Below are 19,514 nucleotides of genomic sequence, written 5' to 3' on the forward strand. Positions count from 1 at the left end.
CGTCCGCCCCGGCGGGTGGGCGCCAGGAAATCGTTCGCCGGGCCCGTCCGCGCGCACCTACGCTGCTGGCATGGCGAAGGCGCGAGGCGGCGGGCTGCGGCCCGTCCAGGACGTCGTCGCCCGCATCCGCTACGACGCCACGCTCGACGCGTCCCGGTTCGTCGTCGGCTACGAGGAGCGCGGGGCCGGCGTCCGCGAGACGCCGCTGCTCGCGTTCGTCAGCGGCGGCGACGTGCCGTGGCACCGGGTCCGGTACGTCAAGGCCGGCGCCCGCACCGTGTGGGACCGGCAGGCCCGCGTCGACCTCGTGTTCGGCTCCGGCGACGGCCCGCCCGCCGACCTGGCCGCCCTCGCCGCGCCGCCGCCCCGCCCCGAACGGCCGGGCCGCCCCGCGACCCGCGCCCTGTCCGCCTTCGACGAGGCGGCGTGCCTGCGCTTCGACCCGGCGGCGGGGCAGTGGGTGCCGGCCGGGCCGCCCGGACCGGTGTCCGCCGACGCGGTGCAGGTGGCCACGTACAACGTGCTCTCCGACGCCTACGACCGGGAGCTCACCTACCCCGAGCTGCGGGTGCCGGCCTGCGTCGAGCTGCTCGAGGGGCTCGGCGCCGACGTGGTCGCGCTGCACGAGGTGACGCACGAGCTCTGGGCGGCCCTGCTCGCGGCGCCGTGGCTGCGGCAGGGGTACTGCGTCTCCGCCGGGCCGGACCCCGAGACCGGCTACGGCACCACACTCATCGCGCGCTGGCCGCTGGCGCTGGAGGTGCACCGCCTCTCGGCGTACAAGCGGCTGATCCTGGGGCGCACCGAGCTCAACGGCCGCCCGACCGGCTTCGTCGCCGCCCACCTCACCAGCGACCACACCGAGGGGGCGGAGCAGCGGCGGGAGCACCAGCTGCGGGTCCTCGCCGAGCGGCTCGGCCGCGGCGACCTCGACGCCGCCGTGGTGCTCGCCGACCTCAACGCCGGCGACGACGCCGCGCCGGCCGTGGCCGGCTACGTCGACGCGTGGCGGGCGCTGCGCCCGCACGACGCCGGGTTCACCTTCGACCCGGCCGTCAACCCGCTCGCCGCCGTCGCCTCCCGCACCGGGCGCGCCGCCCGGCTGGACCGCATCCTCGTGCGGGGCCCGCTCACGCCGGTCGTGGCCGAGCGCTTCGGCGACCGGCCGTTCGCGGTGGCGGACGGCGTCCCGCGGTACACCTCGGACCACTTCGGCGTCACCGCGCTGCTGCAGCCGGTGCCCGAGACCCTCGGCTCGGCGTCGGTGCACACCTCCGCACTCGTGATCCGCCCGCCCGAACGGGTGTGGGCGCAGATCCAGGCGGTGCGGGCCGGGCACGACCCGGCGTACCGCCGCTGGATGCCGCACATCAACCTCCTCTACGGCTTCGTGCCCGAGGCCGACTTCGACGCCGCCGCCCGGGTGGTGGCGTCGGCCGGCGGCGCCGGCCCGATCCGGGTGCGGCTGGCCCGGCTGCGGCGCTTCGACCACCGCGGCAGCACCACGGTGTGGGCCGAGCCGGAGCCCTCGCCGCCCGATGCGCTGCGCCGCCTGCAGGCCGCGCTCGCCGCCCGCTTCCCCGGCTGCACGGAGCAGGACACCCGCGGCGCGGGCGGCTTCACGCCGCACCTCACGGTCGCGAAGCTCACCGGCCCGCCGGAGCGGGTCGCCGAGCGGTTCGCCGCGCTGCAGCGCGACTGGTGCCCGGTCGAGTTCACCGCGACCGCCGTCGATCTCATCGCCCGCCGCGGCGACGAGCCGTTCGCGGTGCGCGCGAGCGTGCCGTTCGCGTCCGGCCACGACGTCGCCCGCGGGCTGGTGGAGGAGGCGTGCGCCGCGCTGCGGCCCGGTTCCCGCGTGCATGTGGTGGGTTCGGTACGCCTCGGCGTCGCCACCCCGTCCACCGACCTCGACCTGGTCTGGGCCACGCCTCGGGCCGGTGGCGGCGGCGACCCGCTCGGCGAGCTGGCCGGGCAGCTGGAGGGCGCGCGGCGGGCCGGCGCGATCGTGCCGGTGTTGCGCGCGAGCGTGGCCGGGGTCAGCGTCGACGTGCAGCACGTGGCCGTCGCCGACGTGGACCGCCTGGACCCGGGCGACCCCGGCCTCGACGACGCCGGCCGGCGCGCGGTGCTCGCGGTGCGCGACGCCGACGCGCTGCTGGAGGGCCTCGACCCGGCCGCGCTGCGGGCCCTGCTCGCCCAGGTCCGCGCGTGGTCGCGCGAGCGGGAGCTCGACGGCGCCGCCTGGGGCCTGGTCGGCGGGTTCACGTGGGCGGTCCTCGCGGCCGAGGCCCTGCGGCACAACGCGGCGGACCTCGACGGCTTCCTGCGCCACTGCGCCGGGCACCCGCGCCGCCCGCGCTCCGGGGACCGGCACGCCTACTGGCCGGTGTACTCGCCGACGCCGCCCGGCGTGAACACCACCCGCACGATGACCCGCTCCACCGCCCGCCTCGTCGACGACGCGCTGCACGGCCGCCCGGCCCCCGCGCGGCACGATCGCCTGGTGCCGCTGTCCGGCAACGACCTCGAGGGGCGCGTGCTCGGCCTGATCATCGCGCTGGAGGGCGCCGGGGCCACGGTCCGGCCGTATCCGCGCCGCCGCGCGCTCGGCCTCGACGGCGGCGACCCCGCGGCGATCTCGGCCGCGCTGGCGCTTTACACGTAGATACTCGGTATGCATACTTGGTATGCATGTCGATCAGGCATGGACTGCTCGCGCTGCTGCAGCGCGGGCCGATGCACGGTTACCAGCTGCGCGCCACCTTCGTGGCGTCGACCGGGGGAACCTGGCCGCTCAACATCGGCCAAGTCTACACGACGCTGACGAGGCTGGAGCGCGACGCGCTCGTGCGGGCGCTGCCCGAGTCCGAGGGCCAGCGCCCGTACGAGATCACCGAGGCCGGGCGGGCCGAGGTCGGCGCGTGGTTCGCCACCCCGGTCGAGCGCGGCGAGCGGCCCCGTGACGAGCTCGCGGTGAAGCTGGCGCTCGCGATCACCACGCCCGGCGTCGACGTCGCGGCCGTGGTGCAGGGCCAGCGGACGGCGACGATGCGGGCGATGCAGGAGTACACCCGGCTGAAGCGCGGCGCGGACGGCGAGCTGCCGTGGCGGCTCGTGCTGGACGCGATGGTGTTCCAGGCCGAGGCGGAGCTGCGCTGGCTCGACCACTGCGAGTCCACGCTGCTGCGCCACGCGGCCGGTTCCCTCGCCGTCGCCCCGGCGACTCCGGAGGTGGCGCGTGAGCGTGCTTGAGCTGTTCGACGTGTGCCGCACGCACGGCGCGGGGGAGACCGCGGTGCCGGCGCTGCGCTGGCTCGACCACTGTGAGCCCACGCTGTTGCGCCACGCGGCCGGTTCCCTCGCCGTCGCCCCGGCGACTCCGGAGGTGGCGCGTGAGCGTGCTTGAGCTGTTCGACGCGTGCCGCACGCACGGCGCGGGGGAGACCGCGGTGCCGGCGCTGCGCTGGCTCGACCACTGTGAGCCCACGCTGTTGCGCCACGCGGCCGGTTCCCTCGCCGTCGCTCCGGCGACTCCGGAGGTGGCGCGTGAGTGTGCTTGAGCTGTTCGACGTGTGCCGCACGCACGGCGCGGGGGAGACCGCGGTGCCGGCGCTGCGCGGCGTGTCGCTGGCCGTGGCGGCGGGGGAGCTGGTGGCGGTGATGGGGCCGTCGGGCTCGGGCAAGTCGACGCTGCTGAACCTCGCCGGCGGACTGGACCGGCCGACCGCCGGCGGGGTCGCCGTCGAGGGGCGGCGGCTGGAGACGCTGAGCCGGCGCGAGCTGGCGGCGCTGCGGCGGCGGTCCATCGGGTACGTCTTCCAGGACCTCAACCTCCTGCCGGCCCTCACCGCGGCCGAGAACGTGGCGCTGCCGCTGGAGCTGGACGGCGTACCGCTGCGCAAGGCCCGCCGCGACGCCCTGGCCGCGCTCGCGGACGTGGAGCTGGACGGCTGCGCCCGGCGGTTCCCCGACGAGCTGTCGGGCGGCCAGCAGCAGCGGGTGGCGATCGCGCGGGCCCTCGTCGGGCGGCGCCGGCTGCTGCTCGCCGACGAGCCGACCGGGGCGCTGGACTCGCTGACCGGCGAGGCGGTGCTGCGCCTCATGCGGGCCAAGGTCGACGCGGGCGCGGCCGCCGTGCTGGTGACGCACGAGCACCGCCACGCCGCCTGGGCCGACCGCGTGGTGTTCCTGCGCGACGGCCTCGTCGTCGACGCTTCCGGCCCCCTCGCGACGGCCGAGCAGCTCCTCGACGGCGCCACCCGATGACCGCGCTGCGGCTGTGGGGCAATGCCCTGCGCATCGCGCTGATCGCGCTGCTGGTGGTGACGCTCGCGTTTGCTGCCACGACCGACGCCGTGTTCACGCTCCTTCACGGCGCGGCCCGATGACCGCGCTGCGCCTGTGGGGCAATGCCCTGCGCATCGCGCGGCGTGAGGCGGCGCGGGCGCGGGGGCGTACCGCGCTCGTCGTCGCGCTCATCGCCCTGCCCGTGGTGGCGCTCGCGTTCCTCGCCGCGACCGACGCCATGTTCACGCTCACCCCGGCCGAACGCGCCGACCGGGACCTGGGGCGGTTCGACGCGACGGTGGTCTGGCCGTACGACGGGCCGGTGCTCCAGGACCGCGAGGGCGGGCAGGTGGTGCCGCGCGACGGGAAGCCGCTGCCGGCGCCGGCCGGTGACGCCGCCGACGCCGAGCGGGCCGTGCTCGCCGCGCTGCCGCCGGGCAGCACCGTCACGCGCGCCGAGGAGGACCACCTCGTCGCCGTGCGCACGCCGGCCGGGCGCACCGTTTTGCCGGCGCTGCTGCTGGACCTGGCGGACTCGCGGTACCGCGGCCACATCGGCCTCGTGCGCGGCCGCGCGCCGGGCGCGGACGACGAGGTGGCGCTCGACGCGGCCGCCCTCGCCCGCACGGGCACGCGCATCGGCGGGGCGCTCATCCTGCCCGACACCGGCCGCACGCTCACCGTCGTCGGCGAGTTCGAGCGCCCGGGCGACCTGGGTGCGGCGCTCGTGCTGCGCCCGGGCGCGCTGCCGCCGCGCCCCGGCACCTGGTACGCCGACACGCCCCAGCCCCTGACCTGGCCCCAGGTGCAGGCGCTCAACGCGCGCGGCATGGCCGCCTCCGCCCGCGAACTGCGGCTCGGCCCGGACCGCGCCGGGATGCTGCCGGCCCTCACCGACCCGACCCCGGACCGGCGGCGCGAGCTGGCGCCCCTGCTGCTCGGCATGGCATTCCTGGAAGTGGTACTCCTGGCCGGCCCCGCCTTCGCCGTCGGCGCCCGCCGCCGTCGCCGCGAGCTCGCCCTCGTCGCCGCGAACGGCGCGACGCCCGCGCACCTGCGCCGCATCGTGCTCGCCGACGGCGTCGTGCTCGGGGCGGCGGCCGCGGTCGCGGGCGTCGCGCTCGGCGTCGCCGCGGCCATGCTCGCGCGCCCCCTGGTCGAGGCGCACGTGCTGGCGGCGCGGGCCGGGGCGTACCGCATCAATCTCCCGGCCCTCGCCGGCCTGGCCGCGCTGGCGGTCGTGACCGGCGCGGCCGCGGCCCTGGCGCCGGCGATCGCGGCCGGGCGCGCGGAGGTGCTGGCCGGGCTCACCGGCCGCCGCCCCGCCGCCCGGACCGGCCGGCGCCTGGCGGTGACCGGGCTCGCCGCCGTCGGCCTCGGCGCGGCGGTCGCGGCGTGGGGCGTCGCCGGCTTCAACAGCCGGGTCGTGCTGGCCGGCGTGCTCGTCGCCGAGGCCGGCCTGGTGCTGTCCACGCCCGCGCTGCTGGCCCTCCTCGCCCGCCTCGGCGGCGGCCTCCCGCTCGCACCCCGGATCGCGCTGCGCGACGCCGCCCGCAACCGCACCGCCGCCGCGCCCGCCGTCTGCGCCGTGATGGCCGCGGTCATCGGCAGCATCACCGTCGGCGTGTACGGCACCAGCATCGACGCCCGCGCCGAGCGGATGGCGGTGCCGACGCTGCCGCCCGGGTACGCCAGCGTCTACCAGCCCTCGCCGCACACGGACGAGCCGCCGCCGCGGCTGCCGACCGAGCAGCTGCGCGCGGCGCTGTCCCCGCTGCCGGTGCGCGAGTCGACCGAGGTTCGCGCCGTCGTCTGCGCCGACCGGGCGACCGGCTGCGGCCTGGAGCCGACGCGGGCGCGCGAGCAGTCGTGCCCGTACGTCGCGGGCACCCTCACCCCGCCCCAGCAGCGCGCCGCGGCCGCCGACCCGCGCTGCGACGAGCTGGACCACATCATGCTCGGCGACGCGACGGTACTGCACATCGTCGACGACGGCGCCGCGCTCGCCCCGATCGGCGGCCTGTCCGGCGCCGACCTCGACCGCGCCCGCGCCACCCTGCAGGCCGGCGGCGCCGTCGTCGCCGACCCGCTGCTCGTCCACGACGGCCGGGTCCTGCTGCGGCGTACCGGCACCCGCCCCGACGACTCGCCGCTGAGCGTCCCCGGCTACTACGCCGCGACCGCCTACAGCGCCGAGTTCTGGGCGATCTCGCCGGACGCGGTGCGCCGGGCCGGGTACGACAGCGCGGTCATCGGCCTGGTCGTCGCCACAACCCGTCCCCCGACGATCGCCGAGCGGGACGCCTACTACGAGTCCCTGGCCCGGCTCGGCCACGGCTACGGCGGCGAGGTGGCGACGCCGTACCACTACAACAGCGGGCTCATCTCGCTGGTGCTCGCCCTCGCCGCCGGGGCCGTGGCGCTCGGGGCGGCCGCCATCGCCACCGCGTTGTCCGCCGTGGACAGCCGGCCCGACCACGCCACGCTCGGGGCGATCGGGGCGTCGCCCGGGCTGCGGCGGCGCCTTGCCCTCAGCCGGGCCGGGCTGGTCGCCGGGCTGGGCTCTGTGCTCGGCGTCGCGGGTGGGTTCGGCGCCGGGGCCGCTCTCATCGCCGCCTTAACCGCCGCAGCGTTATGACGTGGCCGTCGTCGCCGCCGGCGCCGATTGCCGTGCCGTGGACGAGCATCGGGATCGCGTTGCTGGCGGTGCCGTTGATCGCGGTGGCGGCGGGCGCCTTGTTCACGCGCGCGCGGCTGCCGGTCGAGCGCCGCCCGTGACGCCCGCGAGCGCGCCGACGAAGCCCGCCGCGTCGCCTTTGTGTTTGTGAGCCCCGGCCTGACAAACCGCGCCGCCCCGTCGTCTGCCGCACATTGCGCGCGGCGGCCGTTTGTTTGTAAGTGTGGACTGACAAACCGTGCCGGCCCGTCGTGCGCGGCGTGCCGCGGGCAGCGGCCGTTTGTTTGTAAGTGTGGACTGACAAACCATGCCGCCCCGTCGTGCGCGGCGTGCTGCGGGCGGCGGCCGTTTGTTTGTGAGTGTGGACTGGCAAACCGTGCCGGCCCGTCGTGCGCGGCGTGCTGGGGGCGGCGGCCGTTTGTTTGTAAGTGTGGACTGACAAACCGTGCCGGGCCGTCGTCTGTGGCGCGCGGCGGGGCGGCGGCGCTTGTTTGTGAGTGCGGACTGACAAACCACCCCATGGCGTCGGCCGCCCCGGGTCCCGGCCGAGTTTGTATGTGTGGACTCACTTACAAGCGGGCGGTGCGTCGCCGGCAACGAAGCGGCGCCGATGATTGCCTAACGTCATCAGGCGGTCACACAGAGTCATTGACGAGCGACTTTTGCGGACACGCCCTCGTGCGGGTGATGCGACGTAACACCACCGGCGCGTGGGAGTTAGTCCAAACGTGCACGAAATCGTCCCGGATCGCGGAATAATCCCAGGTCGGGGGGAACGAGCCAGCAACTGTCGTGACGACGTCCTTACGTTGCGTTGACGCGATATATGGCGGATTGGTCTGATACCCCGTCCTCAAGTTGGTCACGGTGACGAAGGGGTACCGACACGTGCGCCTGTTCAAATTGCTCATCGGCGGGGTTCTGGCGGCCCTGATCTCAACGCTGCTACCCAGCGTGACGGCGTACGCGATCGGGGCCAACCTCATCGGCAACCCGTCGGCCGAGACCGCGGCCGGGTCCGCGCCGGCCAGCTGGACGTTCGACAAGTGGGGCACCAACACGGCGACGTCGAGCTGGAAGGCCGGCGGCAAGGACGGGCAGAAGAGCCTCGCCGTCACCATGACCGCGCGCACGTCCGGCGACGCCAAGTGGATGGCCGCGCCCGTCACGGTGAAGCCGAAGACGAAGTACGTCGTCTCCGACTGGTACATCAGCGACGTCCAGACCAGCCTCGAGGTCGTCTACACCGACGCCGCGGGCAAGCAGACCTTCACCTGGCTGACCGACGCGGCCGCGTCGGCCTCGTGGAAGCAGCTGTCCATCGAGTTCACCACGCCCGCGAACGTGGTGAAGGCGTCGGTGTACCACGTGCTGGCCAAGAAGGGCAGCCTGCAGACCGACCTGTACTTCCTGGCCGAGTCCGGCGCGCCGGACCCGACGCCGACGCCGGCCTCGGTGACGCTCACCTCGCCGGCCAACGGGGCGACCGTGTCCGGCACGCAGCAGATCGCCGCCACCGCGAGCGCCGACGTCGTCGGCGTGAAGTTCGCCGTCGACGGGGTCGACCTCGGCGCCGAGGACACCACGGCGCCGTTCACCGCGAGCTGGGACACCACGAAGGCGACCAACGCCGCGCACACCGTGACGGCCACCGCCCGTACCGCCACCAGCGCCACGGCGGCGACGACCAAGGTCACGGTGACGGTCAACAACACCACGACCACGCCGCCGCCCCCGCCCCCGGCCACGCCGGGCAACCTGATCGCGAACCCGTCGGTGGAGACCGCCTCGGGCAGCGCGCCGGCCGGCTGGAGCAGTTCGAGCTGGGGCACCAACACCACCGCGTTCAGTTACCTCACGACCGGGCGCACCGGCAGCCGCAGCGTGAAGACGCAGATCTCGAAGTACACCAGCGGCGACGCCAAGTGGAGCCCGTCCGCGGTGTCCGTCACGCCCGGCAAGACCTACCAGTACGCCAACTGGTACCAGTCCAATGTCGACAGCGAGATCGACGTCGAGGTCACGATGGCCGACGGCTCGCAGCAGTACGCCTACCTCGCCACCGCGCCGGCGTCCTCGGCGTGGGCGAAGGTCTCCGCGCAGTACATCGCCCCGACCGGCGCCACGAAGATCACCGTCTTCCAGGTGCTCGCCAAGGTCGGCTGGGTCACCACCGACGACTTCTCGCTGTCGGAGTACACCCCGGCGCAGTTCAACCGCGCACTGGTCAGCCTCACGTTCGACGACGGATGGCGTTCGCAGTACACGGCCGGGCTTCCGCTGCTCGACAAGTACCACATGCCGGCGACGTACTACCTGCTCACCAGCACCATCGACTACCCGGACTACATGACCAAGGCCCAGATGGGCGACCTGGCCGCCCACGGCGTCGAGATCGCCTCGCACACCGTCGACCACCCGCACCTGCCGACGCTGAGCGCGGCGCAGATCGACAGCGAGCTCAAGGACAGCCAGGCCACGCTTCGGCAGTGGTACGGCGCGGGCGTGGCCAAGAACTTCGCCACCCCGTACGGCGAGTACAACGCCACCGTCCTGAGCACGAGCAAGAAGTACTACCGCTCGCACCGGTCCACCGACGAGGGGTACAACACCAAGGACAGCACCGATGTGAACAACATCAAGGTGCAGAACATCCTCGACACCACGACGCCGGCGCAGGTCGGCCAGTGGATCGACCAGGCGATCCGGGACAAGAGCTGGCTCGTCCTGGTGTACCACGAGGTGTCCGCGACCGCCGAGGACCCGACCTACGCCGTCACGCCGGCCAACCTCGAGGCCGAGCTGAAGCTGATCCAGCAGAAGGGGATCACGGTCGCGACCGTCGACAAGGCGCTCGACGAGGTGGTACCGCAGCTGGCATAACATGGCCGTCGTGGGGTGGATCGCCAAGGACCTGGGCCGGTTTCTCTTCGGCCGTGATCCGGCGGTCCACCCCAGGACGCGCCTGGGCCGGGCGCTGCCGCTCATCGGCGTCGTGCTCGGCTTCCTCTGCGGCCTGATGGCCTACCAGTACTACCTGGGCAACGTCGCCGGCTGGAACTGGCTGCCGGTCACCATCGGCTCGATCCTCATCGGCGGCACGATCGCGCTGATCCCCACCCGGCCGCTGCTGGCCTGGCGGGTCGCATTCCTCACGGCGATCCTCACGAGCATGCGCCTGCACATCAACCAGGGCACGCCGTGGCCGTTCCAGCCGGTGCAGATCCTCAGCTACCCGGTGATCCTCGCCGTCGTGGCGATCCGCCATCCCCGCGGGGTGGTCGTCTGGACCGGCCTGTCGGCGTTCCTGCTCATCGTGGCGTACGTCCAGCCGCCCAACGTCCCCGGGCTCCTGCTGCTCGTGGCGGCCGTCCTGGTCATCGGCGACCAGATCCGCCGCCGCCGCGAGGTCCAGCGCGCGCTGGCCGAGGAGGAGGAGCGCTCCGAGCTCGCGCAGGCCCGCCGGGCCATCGCCGAGGAGCGCAACCGGATCGCCCGCGAGATGCACGACGTCGTCGCCCACCACATGTCGCTCATCGCGGTGCGGGCCGAGACGGCCGTCTACCGCATCGAGGGCGTGCCGCCGGCCGTTGCCGAAGAGCTTCAAGCCATCGCCGGTACCTCACGAGAGGCGCTCACCGAGATGCGGCGCCTCCTCGGCGTGCTGCGCAACGACTCCGTACCGCTGACCGAGCCCCAGCCGACCCTCGACGACCTGTCCGGCCTGGTGCGCGAGGCGCGCGAGGCCGGGGTGCGCATCGAGTACTCCCCGCTGCCGGGCGCCGAGGTCCCCGACGGCGTCGGCCTGGCCGCGTTCCGCATCGTGCAGGAGGCGCTGTCCAACGCCCGCCGTCACGCCGCCGGCGCGCCGGTCGCCATCGCCATCTCCCGCGACGAGTCGCAGCTGCGCATCTTCGTGCGCAACGAGCCGACGGGCGCCCCGCCCGCGCCCGAGGGCAAGGGCCACGGCCTGCTCGGCATGCGCGAACGCGCCGCCGCCCTCGGCGGCACCCTGCGCACCGGCCCGTCCGCCGACGGCGGCTACGACGTCGAGGCCCTGCTGCCGATCGCCGGCGACCCGCCCCCGCGGAACGGAGACGCATGATCAAGGTCCTGATCGTCGACGACCAGGCGATGGTCCGCCAGGGCTTCGCCGCCCTGCTGGCCGCCCAGCCCGACTTCACCGTCGTCGGCGACGCCGCCGACGGCGAGCAGGGCGTGTCGCTGGCCCGCGAGCGCGCGCCCGACGTGGTCCTCATGGACATCCGCATGCCGGTCCTGGACGGCCTGCAGGCGACCCGCCGCCTCCTCGACGTCGCGCCCGGCCTGTACCGCCCGCGCGTGCTCATGCTCACAACGTTCGACCTCGACGACTACGTGTTCGAGGCCCTGCGGGCCGGCGCCTCGGGCTTCCTGCTCAAGGACGCCCCCGCCGCCGAGCTCGTCAACGCCGTGCGGGTCGTGGCGGCGGGCGAGGGCCTGCTGGCCCCGTCGATCACCCGCAAGCTCATCGAGCAGTTCGCCGCCCGCCCGCGCGCCGTCGCGCACCGCCCCGACCGCCTGCGCGACCTGACCCCGCGCGAGGTCGAGGTACTGCGCCTGATCGCGCGCGGCCAGTCCAACGCCGAGATCGCCGAGTCCCTGGTCGTGGCCGAGCAGACGGTGAAGACCCACGTGAGCCGCGTCCTGCAGAAGCTCGACCTGCGCGACCGCGCCCAGGCCGTCGTCTTCGCCTACGAGACGGGCGTGGTCACTGCGGGGGAGTAGTACCGCGGTACGACATCGGCATGGCTCTCCGGAGTGACGTGCCCGCGCCGGGCGCCAACCTAGCTTCGCGCCCATGTACACCGTGGACACGCTCATCGACTGGTACCGCGAGTACGCCCCCGATCTGCGCGTGGCTCGCGAGGAGCAGCGAGAACTGCTGGCCCAGCGCGCCATGCGCCCGAAGCTGGACGACATCGAGGCCGAGATCTGCTACCTGTCGCTGCGCGCTCTGCGCCCCCACACGGTCATCGAGATCGGCTCGTTCCACGGCTGGTCCACGTCCTGGCTCCTGCGCGCACTGCGCGACAACGGCGACGGCGTCCTGCACACGTACGACCGGATCGACCACGCCCGCCGCAACCTGCCCGACGCCCTGACCCGCACCCGGTGGCACTTCACCCACGGCGACGTCCGCGACGCCGAACTCCCGGACAACGCCGGCTTCGTCCTGATCGACGCCCGCCACACGGCCGGCTTCGCCCGCTGGTACACCTCCGCGATCCTGGACCGCCTGAAGCCCGCCACCGCCGTGGCGGTCCACGACGTCTTCCACGCCCGGCGCCCATGGCCCAACAGCGAGGGCACGGTGCTGCTGCGCTGGCTCCGCTCGCGCGGCCTGCGCTACCTGACAGCCGCGCGCAACGCCGACCCGGACCTGCGCGACCACCTGCTGAGCGTCAAGCGCCGCCTGCACATCTCGGCCCCCGTCCACAACGGCGCCCACGACCCGATGGCCTTCTTCGCCTTGGACCAGTTGTAAGTAAGTCCCCACAAACAAACTCGTCGGCCGCCGACCACGCAGCTCCTTCATGGCGCCCGCCGCAGCGACCGCGGCGCCCGCCCCCGCTGTCGTGGTTCGCCGCGGACGTGCGGCTTGTAAGTGAGTCCCCACAAACAAACCACCGGCCGGAAGCCTCACAGCTGTTCTGACGGCGGCCGCCGCGACGGTCGCTACGGCGGCCGGCCGCTGGCAGCGCCGTCGTTGTCGTTTGCCGCGGGCGTGCGGCTTGTAAGTGAGTGCGCACAAACTAACCAGCGCCCGGCAATCACGCAGCTTCCTCATGGCGGTCGCCGCAGCAGTCGCGGCAGGGCGGCGTCGTCGTTGGGCGCCGCAGCGGTCGCGGTGACGGCGGCCGCCGTTGTCTTTGCCGTGGCGGCTTGTAAGTGAGTGCACACAAACAAAACCGCCGCCCGGCAATCACGCAGCTGTCCTCATGACGATCGCCGCATCAGTCGCGGCGGCGGCGGCCGCCGTTGTCTTTGTCGCGGCGGCGGCTTGTAAGTGAGTGCGCACAAACAAACTAGCGGCTGGCGGCCGTGCGGCTGTCCTTATGGTGGTCGCCGCAGCGGTCGGGGCGGCGGCCGACGTCGCCGGTTGCTGCGCGCGCGGCTTGTAAGTGAGTGCACACAAACAAACCTGCGGGCGGCGAATGCCTGGTCAGGGGGCTCGCGGCCCCAGGTGTCATTGTTGAGCGGCCCGCGCAGCGGGTGTTGTAAGTGAGTGCACACATACTTACAACGCGAAGCGAGAGGTGACGGGAGCGCGGCGTGGGATACCGGGGAGGTAGGGCAATGACCGCTCTGCGGTATGACGAGTGAGGGACCGGCTCGTTCCTAGCTTCCACGGCATGCGAAGCCTGCTGCTCGTTCCCCTCGCCGCTGCCGCCCTCACCCTCTTCGGGCCCACCCACCCGGCCGTCGTCGAAGCGCCGCTCGCGATCCACAGCGCACGGTACGACGACGGGCGGGCGCTCGAAGTCGTAGGCGATCCGTTCGCGGCCCGAACGATCGTCGTGCTCGTGCCGGGGGTCGACACCACCGCCGGCAACTTTGACCGAGGGTTGGGCGGGGTCGAGCGACGGGCGCCCGCCTGGCAGGCGCACCGGCTGGCCGACGAGATCGCCGCCCGCGACCCGAACGGCGACGTCGCCGTGGTCGCGTGGCTGGGGTATCGCACACCGCACGGCGTCGGGATCGATGCCGCCCGCGAGGACCTCGCCTCGGCGGGGGCCGCAGCCCTGCGCGAGTTCGTCTCGCGGCTTCCCGGGCAGCGCATCGTCGTGGTCGGGCACAGCTACGGGTCGACGGTGGCGGGGCTGGCGGCGCCGAAGCTCGACAAGCGCGTCACCGACATCGTCGCGCTCGGCAGCCCGGGGATGGGAGTGGACTCGGCCCGGGAGCTGCACACCGCCGCGCACGTGTGGGCCGGTACCGCGGCCGGCGACTGGACGCGGCGCATCCCGGGGGTGCAGATCGTCGGGGCGGGGCACGGGGTGCACCCGTACGAGCCGTCGTTCGGGGCGGAACCGCTGCCCGTGGGCGGGGTCGAGGGGCACGACGGGTACTTCGTTCCGGGGACCCAGAGCCTCGCCGCCATCGCCGACATCGCCCTCGGAAACGTGCCGCTCGCTCAGCGCTTGTAACCCTTCGGCGCGGTCCGCGGGGAGGCGGCCGCCGTCGGACGGAGCGCAGTCCGCGGGGAGGCGGCCGCCGTCGGACAGGGCCTGGCGTACGTCTCCGAGAACTGGGCATGGTGCCGCTCGCTCAGCGTTTGTAACCCTTCAGCGCGGCCTCCAGGCGGGGCTTCGCGTCCGCGGGGAGGCGGCCGCCGTCGGACAGGGCCTGGCGTACGTCTCCGAGAACTGGGCATGGTGCCGATCGCTCAGCGCTTGTAACCCTTCAGCGCGGCCTCCAGGCGGGGCTTCGCGTCGGCGGGGAGGCGGCCGCCGTCGGACAGGGCCTGGCGTACGACGGCGCGGAACGTCTCCGAGAACTGGGCATAGTGCGGGGTCACCGGGCGGGTCCGGGCGGAACGGATGGACTCCAGCAGCGTGGGGGCGTAGCGGTACCGCGACGTGACCGCCGCGTCGCGGTAGACGATCTCGCGGGTGGCCGCGAAGCCGCCGCGCTCGAACAGGATCTGCTGGCTGCGCTCCGACGTGAGGAACTCGATGAGCTCGCGCGCCGCCCGCGGGCGCTTGCTGTGGGCCGAGATGGCGAGGTTCTGGCCGCCCAGCGCGCTCGGGCCGGGGAGGCGGGCGACCGCGAAGTCGAGCACGGCCGTGCTGTCGGCGCTCGCCGGGGGGTCGAGGGTGCGGTGGGCGACCGGCCAGTTGCGCATGAACAGCACCTTGCCCTCGGCGAACGCCTGCGTCGCGGCCTGCTCGTCGAAGTTCAGCGAGTCGGGGAGGATCACCTGCGGCGGGCCGGGCTGCAGGCCGGTGGCGAGGTTGGTCAGGCCGCGCTGGGCCTCGGGGGAGTCGATGACGACGTGGCCTTCGCCGTCCACGACATCGCCGCCCGCCGCCCAGATCGCCTCCAGGGCGTTGACCGTGAGGCCCTCGTAGTCGGCGAGCTGGCCCGCGTAGCCGGCGGTGGCGCCGTCCGCCTTCTGTACGGCGGCGACCAGCTGGGGCCAGCTCGTCGGGGCGCGGTCGCCGACGACCTTCTCGCGGTAATACAGCAGGCCGGCGTCCGTGTTGAACGGCAGCGCCCACAGGTGCCCGCCGTAGCGGCAGGTCTGCAGCGGGGCCGGCAGGAAGCCGGAGGTCTCGGCGCCGTCCAGCTCGCGGATGTACCCCTGGGAAGCGAACTCCGCGGTCCAGGTGACGTCGAGGTTGTAGATGTCGGCGTCGCCCTGGCCCTTGCCCTGCGCCCGGGCGACCATCTCGCTGCGCTGGGCGTCGGCGACGGCGGCGATCTCCTCGATGCGGGCGGGGTTGCGCGGGTGCAGCGCGTTCCACTGGTCGACGAGGGCCTGGCGCTGGTTGCCGTACCCGTCGTCGCGCCCGCTCAGGATGACCAGCTCGCCGGGCTCGGGGCCGCCGTCGCCGGCGAACAGCGGCAGCACCAGGCGCTCGCTCAGCAGGGTCAGCGCGACGCCGGCGGCGAGGCCGGCGAGCAGGCACCACTGCCACGGGCGCAGCTTGGGCGTCGGTATCCGCATGGCTAGGCCTCGCCTCCCCACAACAGCGCGAACAGGTCCTGCAGGACGTCGCCGATGGAGCCGGGGGCGGCGTCGTAGCAGGCGCCGCCGGTGTGCGTGGCGATGTCGCGCAGGCCGAACGTGCCGCAGCTCGCCTCGCCGACGGCGATGACGAACACCCGCACGCCCTTGCCGCGTACCTCGGTGTCCACTTCGGACGGCGGGCGGCCGGTGGTGTCGTTGCCGTCGGTGAGCACCACGAGGCTCGCGATGCGCTCGTCCGGCGTGCCGCCGGCGCCGGCGTCGCGCACGCCGTCGGCGATGGTCTGCAGCAGCGGCGTGCTGCCGGCCGGGCGCACCCGGGCCAGCCCGTCGGTGGCCGCCCTGGCCCGCGGCACGCCGCCGATCGGCACGTCGGCCTTGCCCAGCGGCACGATCTCGCGGGCGCCGGCGCCGCGGCCGTCGGCCGGGAACACCCGCAGCCCGAACTCGTCGCGGCCGCTCATGAGCTCCAGCGCCTTGCCCACGCCGGTCGAGGCGAGCTGGAAGCGGGTGGTGCCCGTGTGGTCGACCGCGGTCTGCATCGAGCCGGAGGCGTCCAGCGCCAGCAGGATCCGGCCGGGGCGGCGGGCCTCGCCGTAGCGCTTCAGCGCGGCGGCGACGGCGTCGCGGGCCGGCGGGCGGCGGTCGAATGCGATGCCGGCGTGCGCGCCGAAGCGCTCGGTCAGCGGGTCGGCCACCTCGAACAGCGGCGGCGGCCGCAGCGCGGTGCGAACCAGCGCGCGCTTGCCGTCGTCGCCGCCGAGCCACGCGCCGAAGTCCTTGGCGGCGGCCGTCGTCGTGGCCGCGGTACCGTCCCAGCCGATGCGCACGAAGGGGTGGTCGGCGCCGATGGTGTCGGTCGGGTAGAAGGCGACGAGGGTCTGTTCCGAGTCGGGCGGGCCCTGGTCCAGGCCGCAGCCGAGGCCCTGGTTGAACCGCACCAGCGCCTGCTCGGTGGCGATGACCGCGGCCCGGTGCGGGTCGCCGATCCGCTTGCGGCACAGCAGCTCGGCGGCGTCGGCGAGCGGGAACCCGCCGGCGTCGAGAGAACGCTCGAGGCGCTGCTCGGCCGCGCGGGCGCCGGCCGGGTCGGCGTGGATGCCGTTGTACAGCGCGATGGTGGCCAGCGACCCCGCGCCCGACACCGCCGGGTCCGGGCGCAGCACGTCCCACCCGCGGCGGCCGACCTCGTCCCACAGCTGGGCCCACGTGAGCTCGCGGGTGCGGTCGGCGAGGTCCGGCGGCACGGCGATCGCCGGCACGCCCAGCACGATCGGGGACGCGCCGAGCGAGCGCTGGTCGGCGAAGGGCACGGCCACGGCGAAGCGTGCGGCGGCGTCGCGGGCGCCGTCGACGTCGGCGGTGGAGTCGGGCAGCCACACGTCGGGCCGCGGGCCGATGCGCCGCAGCGCGTCGTTGGTCCAGCCGCTGCCGATCGCGTCGCGGGCGTCGGCGGGGCGGGACGGGTAGACGTACAACTCGGAAGTGGGGCAGCCGTGGTGCGCGGCGGCGGTGAAGGCCTCGTAGTCGTCGGCCAGCTGGCGGGCCGCGCCGAGCTGCTCGGCCGACGTCAGCACCCGCACCGCCGCCGGCCGCGGGCAGCCGTCGCGCCAGCGCCGCACGGCGTCGATCGCGGTGGGCACGGTGTATCCGGCGGCGAGGGCGACGATGCAGAACCCGCCGACCAGCGTGAGCACCCGCGGCCGCAGCAGCCAGAGCAGCCGCGACACCGCGCTGCCCGACCACTGCAGCGCGCCCTCGAAGCGGCCGGCGGCGATCAGCCCGCCGATGCCGCCGATGCCCGCGCCGACGCCGAGCATGACCCAGCGCGCGAGCGACGCCGGTTGCCCGGTCGACAGCTGCTCCAGGGCGATGCCGAGCGCGGTGAAGATGGCCACGAGCGTCGAGACGAGCGACCGCGCGGATTTCCGGCCGTTCCCGTTGTCCCCCGATTCAGCCATGCCGGCGGCGCACCCCCTGGCGGTTGGATGTCCCTTCTTATCATGCCCCTCAATGTCCAGTTCCGCCGTCTAAGCTAAGCGCCCATGGCCGACCTCGACGCGCTGGTCCTCTGTGGAGCCGGCATCGACACGATCGTGCGGGTGCCCGAGCTGAGCGTGCCGCCGGGCGACTTCCTGACGGTGCCGCCCGTCCGGGACTACGTCGCCCATTCGGGCAACGGCGTGGCGCTCGGCTTCCACGCGCTGGGCCTGCGCACCAGGTTCGCCGACTTCGCCGGCGACGACCCGATGGGCGAGCTGATCCGGGCCCGCTACGCCGCCGTCGGCCTCGACTACAGCGGGCACCCGGCGCCGAACGGCACGCCGCGCAGCGTCAACCTCGTCGACGCCGAGGGCCGCCGCTTCTCGTTCTTCGACGGCCGTCACCCGCCCGGCACCGTGCTGCCGGAGGAGTTCTACCTGCCGCTGGTCGAGCGGGCCGCCCACGTGCACGTCGCCACCTCGTACACGCCGGCCGTGTGGGCCGCCGCCCGGGAGCGCGGCGCCACCACCTCGACCGACATCCACGCCTGGGACGGCGCCGACCCGTGGGGCGCGTCGATGGCCCGGGAGGCCGACATCGTCTTCCTCTCCTCGGCCGCGGCGCCGGACCGCATCGAGGTCATCATGCGCCGCATCCGGGCCGAGGGCCGCGCGCAGCTCGTCGTCGCGACCGAGGGCGCGTCCGGCAGCCGCGTGCTGGACCGCGAGTCCGGCGAGGTGCTGCGCTTCCCGGTGGCCCGGCCGCAGCGCCCGGTGGTGGACAGCAACGGCGCCGGCGACGCGTACAGCACCGCGTTCATGAGCCGCTGGCTGCGCGGCGCGCCGCTGCCGGAGTGCGCCCTGGCGGGGGCGGTGTCCGGCGCCTTCGCGTGCGGCGCGCACGGCACCCACGAGGAGCTCATCACCGAGGACGAGCTCGCCGCCGGCGTCGACCGGGTGCGGGCCACCTGGGCGGCCGCGGTCGGCGCCTGACCGCAACTGTCGGCTTGGCGCCGATGCGTTGCGCCGGTGCCGGGCGGCCCCATCCTCTTCAGGTATGCCGAAGCTCGTCGATCCGATGATCCGCGCGGCCCGGTGGTTCGCACCGCGGTGGCCCGGCCTGGTGCGCCGCGCGGCCATGCTGTTCTGCGTCGCGGTGTTCCTCGTGAGCGTCGGGACGCTCGGCGCCGTCGAGTGGCTGCGTTTCTGCGCGCGCGGCCACGTCTTCACCGAGCAGGACGTCCCGGCGGCGCCGGTCGCGCTGGTGCTGGGCGCCCAGGTGTACGCCGACGCCTCCCCGTCGCCGTTCCTGGCCGCCCGCCTGGAGATCGCCCGGCGCCTCTACGAGTCGGGCAAGGTCCGGGCGATCCTGGTCTCCGGCGACAACAGCCGGCACGAGTACGACGAGCCCTCCGCGATGCGCCAATGGCTGATCGACCACGGCGTCCCGCCGGTGAAGATCGTGCGCGACTACGCCGGCTTCGACACCTACGACTCGTGCGCGCGGGCGGTGCGCGTGTTCGGGGTGACGCGGGCGATCGTGGTCACGCAGGCGTACCACATCCCGCGCGCGGTCGCCCTCTGCCGCCGCCTCGGCCTCGACGCCGACGGGGTGGGCGACCACACGATGTCGCAGTTCCACAAGCCGTGGATCACCGGCGAGGTCCGCGAGTTCGGGGCCGCCGACAAGGCCGCGTACGACGTCGTCTCCGGCCGCGACCCCATCTACCTGGGCCAGCACGAGACCGGCGTCGAGGAGGCCCTGCGCGCCGGCTGACGCGCTGAATCGGACTTTCCGCCGGTCAGGGTATAAATCCGATAAGTCGTGGCG

At 74.3% G+C, this 19,514-nt stretch carries 16 protein-coding genes; 14 read left to right on the forward strand and 2 right to left on the reverse strand.

Features of this window, described 5'->3' with window-relative positions; translation table 11 throughout:
- The first annotated feature begins 70 nt into the window (after positions 1–70).
- The 12 genes from ACQEVU_RS08885 to ACQEVU_RS08940 all read left to right on the forward strand — a co-directional run bounded on the left by ACQEVU_RS08885 (position 71) and on the right by ACQEVU_RS08940 (position 14,157).
- On the forward strand, positions 71–2,668 hold the full coding sequence (locus tag ACQEVU_RS08885; RefSeq protein ID WP_433322068.1) for an RNA repair domain-containing protein: 2,598 nt from the start codon (positions 71–73) through the stop codon (positions 2,666–2,668).
- A gap of 26 nt (positions 2,669–2,694) precedes the next feature.
- Positions 2,695–3,255 carry a PadR family transcriptional regulator gene (locus ACQEVU_RS08890; RefSeq protein WP_433322069.1) on the forward strand — a complete coding sequence of 187 codons (561 nt, stop codon included), beginning with the start codon at positions 2,695–2,697 and terminating at the stop codon, positions 3,253–3,255.
- Positions 3,242–3,409, forward strand: coding sequence for a hypothetical protein (locus ACQEVU_RS08895; RefSeq protein ID WP_433322070.1), 168 nt, complete (start codon positions 3,242–3,244; stop codon positions 3,407–3,409). The genes ACQEVU_RS08890 and ACQEVU_RS08895 overlap by 14 nt, the downstream gene beginning before the upstream one ends.
- Complete coding sequence (locus ACQEVU_RS08900; protein ID WP_433322071.1) at positions 3,396–3,563, forward strand: hypothetical protein; 168 nt, start codon at positions 3,396–3,398, stop codon at positions 3,561–3,563. Before ACQEVU_RS08895 ends, ACQEVU_RS08900 begins: the two co-directional genes overlap by 14 nt.
- Complete coding sequence (locus ACQEVU_RS08905) at positions 3,550–4,269, forward strand: ABC transporter ATP-binding protein (RefSeq protein ID WP_433322073.1); 720 nt, start codon at positions 3,550–3,552, stop codon at positions 4,267–4,269. Before ACQEVU_RS08900 ends, ACQEVU_RS08905 begins: the two co-directional genes overlap by 14 nt.
- Positions 4,266–4,391, forward strand: a complete 126-nt coding sequence (locus tag ACQEVU_RS08910) for a hypothetical protein (protein WP_433322074.1) — start codon at positions 4,266–4,268, stop codon at positions 4,389–4,391. The genes ACQEVU_RS08905 and ACQEVU_RS08910 overlap by 4 nt, the downstream gene beginning before the upstream one ends.
- Complete coding sequence (locus ACQEVU_RS08915) at positions 4,388–6,928, forward strand: FtsX-like permease family protein (RefSeq protein WP_433322075.1); 2,541 nt, start codon at positions 4,388–4,390, stop codon at positions 6,926–6,928. Before ACQEVU_RS08910 ends, ACQEVU_RS08915 begins: the two co-directional genes overlap by 4 nt.
- Positions 6,929–7,855: 927 nt before the next feature.
- On the forward strand, positions 7,856–9,850 hold the full coding sequence (locus ACQEVU_RS08920; protein WP_433322076.1) for a polysaccharide deacetylase family protein: 1,995 nt from the start codon (positions 7,856–7,858) through the stop codon (positions 9,848–9,850).
- Positions 9,851–9,860: 10 nt separating this feature from the next.
- On the forward strand, positions 9,861–11,072 hold the full coding sequence (locus tag ACQEVU_RS08925; RefSeq protein ID WP_433322077.1) for a sensor histidine kinase: 1,212 nt from the start codon (positions 9,861–9,863) through the stop codon (positions 11,070–11,072).
- Entirely contained in the window at positions 11,069–11,734 is a 666-nt protein-coding gene (locus ACQEVU_RS08930; protein ID WP_433322078.1) for a response regulator, read from the forward strand. The genes ACQEVU_RS08925 and ACQEVU_RS08930 overlap by 4 nt, the downstream gene beginning before the upstream one ends.
- Positions 11,735–11,807: 73 nt before the next feature.
- Positions 11,808–12,494 carry a class I SAM-dependent methyltransferase gene (locus ACQEVU_RS08935; RefSeq protein ID WP_433322079.1) on the forward strand — a complete coding sequence of 229 codons (687 nt, stop codon included), beginning with the start codon at positions 11,808–11,810 and terminating at the stop codon, positions 12,492–12,494.
- Between the two features lie 868 nt (positions 12,495–13,362).
- Positions 13,363–14,157: an alpha/beta fold hydrolase gene (locus tag ACQEVU_RS08940; protein ID WP_433322080.1), complete on the forward strand. Its 795-nt coding sequence runs from the start codon at positions 13,363–13,365 to the stop codon at positions 14,155–14,157.
- A gap of 239 nt (positions 14,158–14,396) precedes the next feature.
- Here the strand turns inward: ACQEVU_RS08940 and ACQEVU_RS08945 are convergent, their stop codons facing one another.
- Both ACQEVU_RS08945 and ACQEVU_RS08950 read right to left on the reverse strand, forming a co-directional pair.
- The gene (locus ACQEVU_RS08945) at positions 14,397–15,680 is read right to left on the reverse strand and encodes an extracellular solute-binding protein (RefSeq protein ID WP_433322081.1); all 1,284 of its coding nucleotides are present in this window, start codon (positions 15,678–15,680) and stop codon (positions 14,397–14,399) included.
- A 2-nt stretch (positions 15,681–15,682) separates the two neighbouring features.
- Positions 15,683–17,662: a hypothetical protein gene (locus ACQEVU_RS08950; RefSeq protein WP_433322082.1), complete on the reverse strand. Its 1,980-nt coding sequence runs from the start codon at positions 17,660–17,662 to the stop codon at positions 15,683–15,685.
- A gap of 84 nt (positions 17,663–17,746) precedes the next feature.
- On the opposite strand from ACQEVU_RS08950, the gene ACQEVU_RS08955 reads away from it, so the two are divergent.
- Entirely contained in the window at positions 17,747–18,676 is a 930-nt protein-coding gene (locus ACQEVU_RS08955) for a carbohydrate kinase family protein (protein ID WP_433322083.1), read from the forward strand.
- A 64-nt stretch (positions 18,677–18,740) separates the two neighbouring features.
- Positions 18,741–19,460 carry a SanA/YdcF family protein gene (locus ACQEVU_RS08960; RefSeq protein WP_433322084.1) on the forward strand — a complete coding sequence of 240 codons (720 nt, stop codon included), beginning with the start codon at positions 18,741–18,743 and terminating at the stop codon, positions 19,458–19,460.
- Positions 19,461–19,514 lie beyond the last annotated feature (54 nt).

The organism is Dactylosporangium sp. CA-139066, assembly GCF_050936175.1.
Taxonomy (GTDB): Bacteria; Actinomycetota; Actinomycetes; order Mycobacteriales; family Micromonosporaceae; genus Dactylosporangium.

Coding starts and splice junctions, on each gene's coding strand:
- ACQEVU_RS08885 (WP_433322068.1), top strand. CDS start 71: ATGGCGAAGGCGCGAGGCGGCGGGCTGCGGCCCGTCCAGGACGTCGTC.
- ACQEVU_RS08960 (WP_433322084.1), top strand. CDS start 18,741: ATGCCGAAGCTCGTCGATCCGATGATCCGCGCGGCCCGGTGGTTCGCA.
- ACQEVU_RS08955 (WP_433322083.1), top strand. CDS start 17,747: ATGGCCGACCTCGACGCGCTGGTCCTCTGTGGAGCCGGCATCGACACG.
- ACQEVU_RS08890 (WP_433322069.1), top strand. CDS start 2,695: ATGTCGATCAGGCATGGACTGCTCGCGCTGCTGCAGCGCGGGCCGATG.
- ACQEVU_RS08910 (WP_433322074.1), top strand. CDS start 4,266: ATGACCGCGCTGCGGCTGTGGGGCAATGCCCTGCGCATCGCGCTGATC.
- ACQEVU_RS08930 (WP_433322078.1), top strand. CDS start 11,069: ATGATCAAGGTCCTGATCGTCGACGACCAGGCGATGGTCCGCCAGGGC.
- ACQEVU_RS08935 (WP_433322079.1), top strand. CDS start 11,808: ATGTACACCGTGGACACGCTCATCGACTGGTACCGCGAGTACGCCCCC.
- ACQEVU_RS08915 (WP_433322075.1), top strand. CDS start 4,388: ATGACCGCGCTGCGCCTGTGGGGCAATGCCCTGCGCATCGCGCGGCGT.
- ACQEVU_RS08950 (WP_433322082.1), bottom strand. CDS start 17,662: ATGGCTGAATCGGGGGACAACGGGAACGGCCGGAAATCCGCGCGGTCG.
- ACQEVU_RS08940 (WP_433322080.1), top strand. CDS start 13,363: ATGCGAAGCCTGCTGCTCGTTCCCCTCGCCGCTGCCGCCCTCACCCTC.
- ACQEVU_RS08945 (WP_433322081.1), bottom strand. CDS start 15,680: ATGCGGATACCGACGCCCAAGCTGCGCCCGTGGCAGTGGTGCCTGCTC.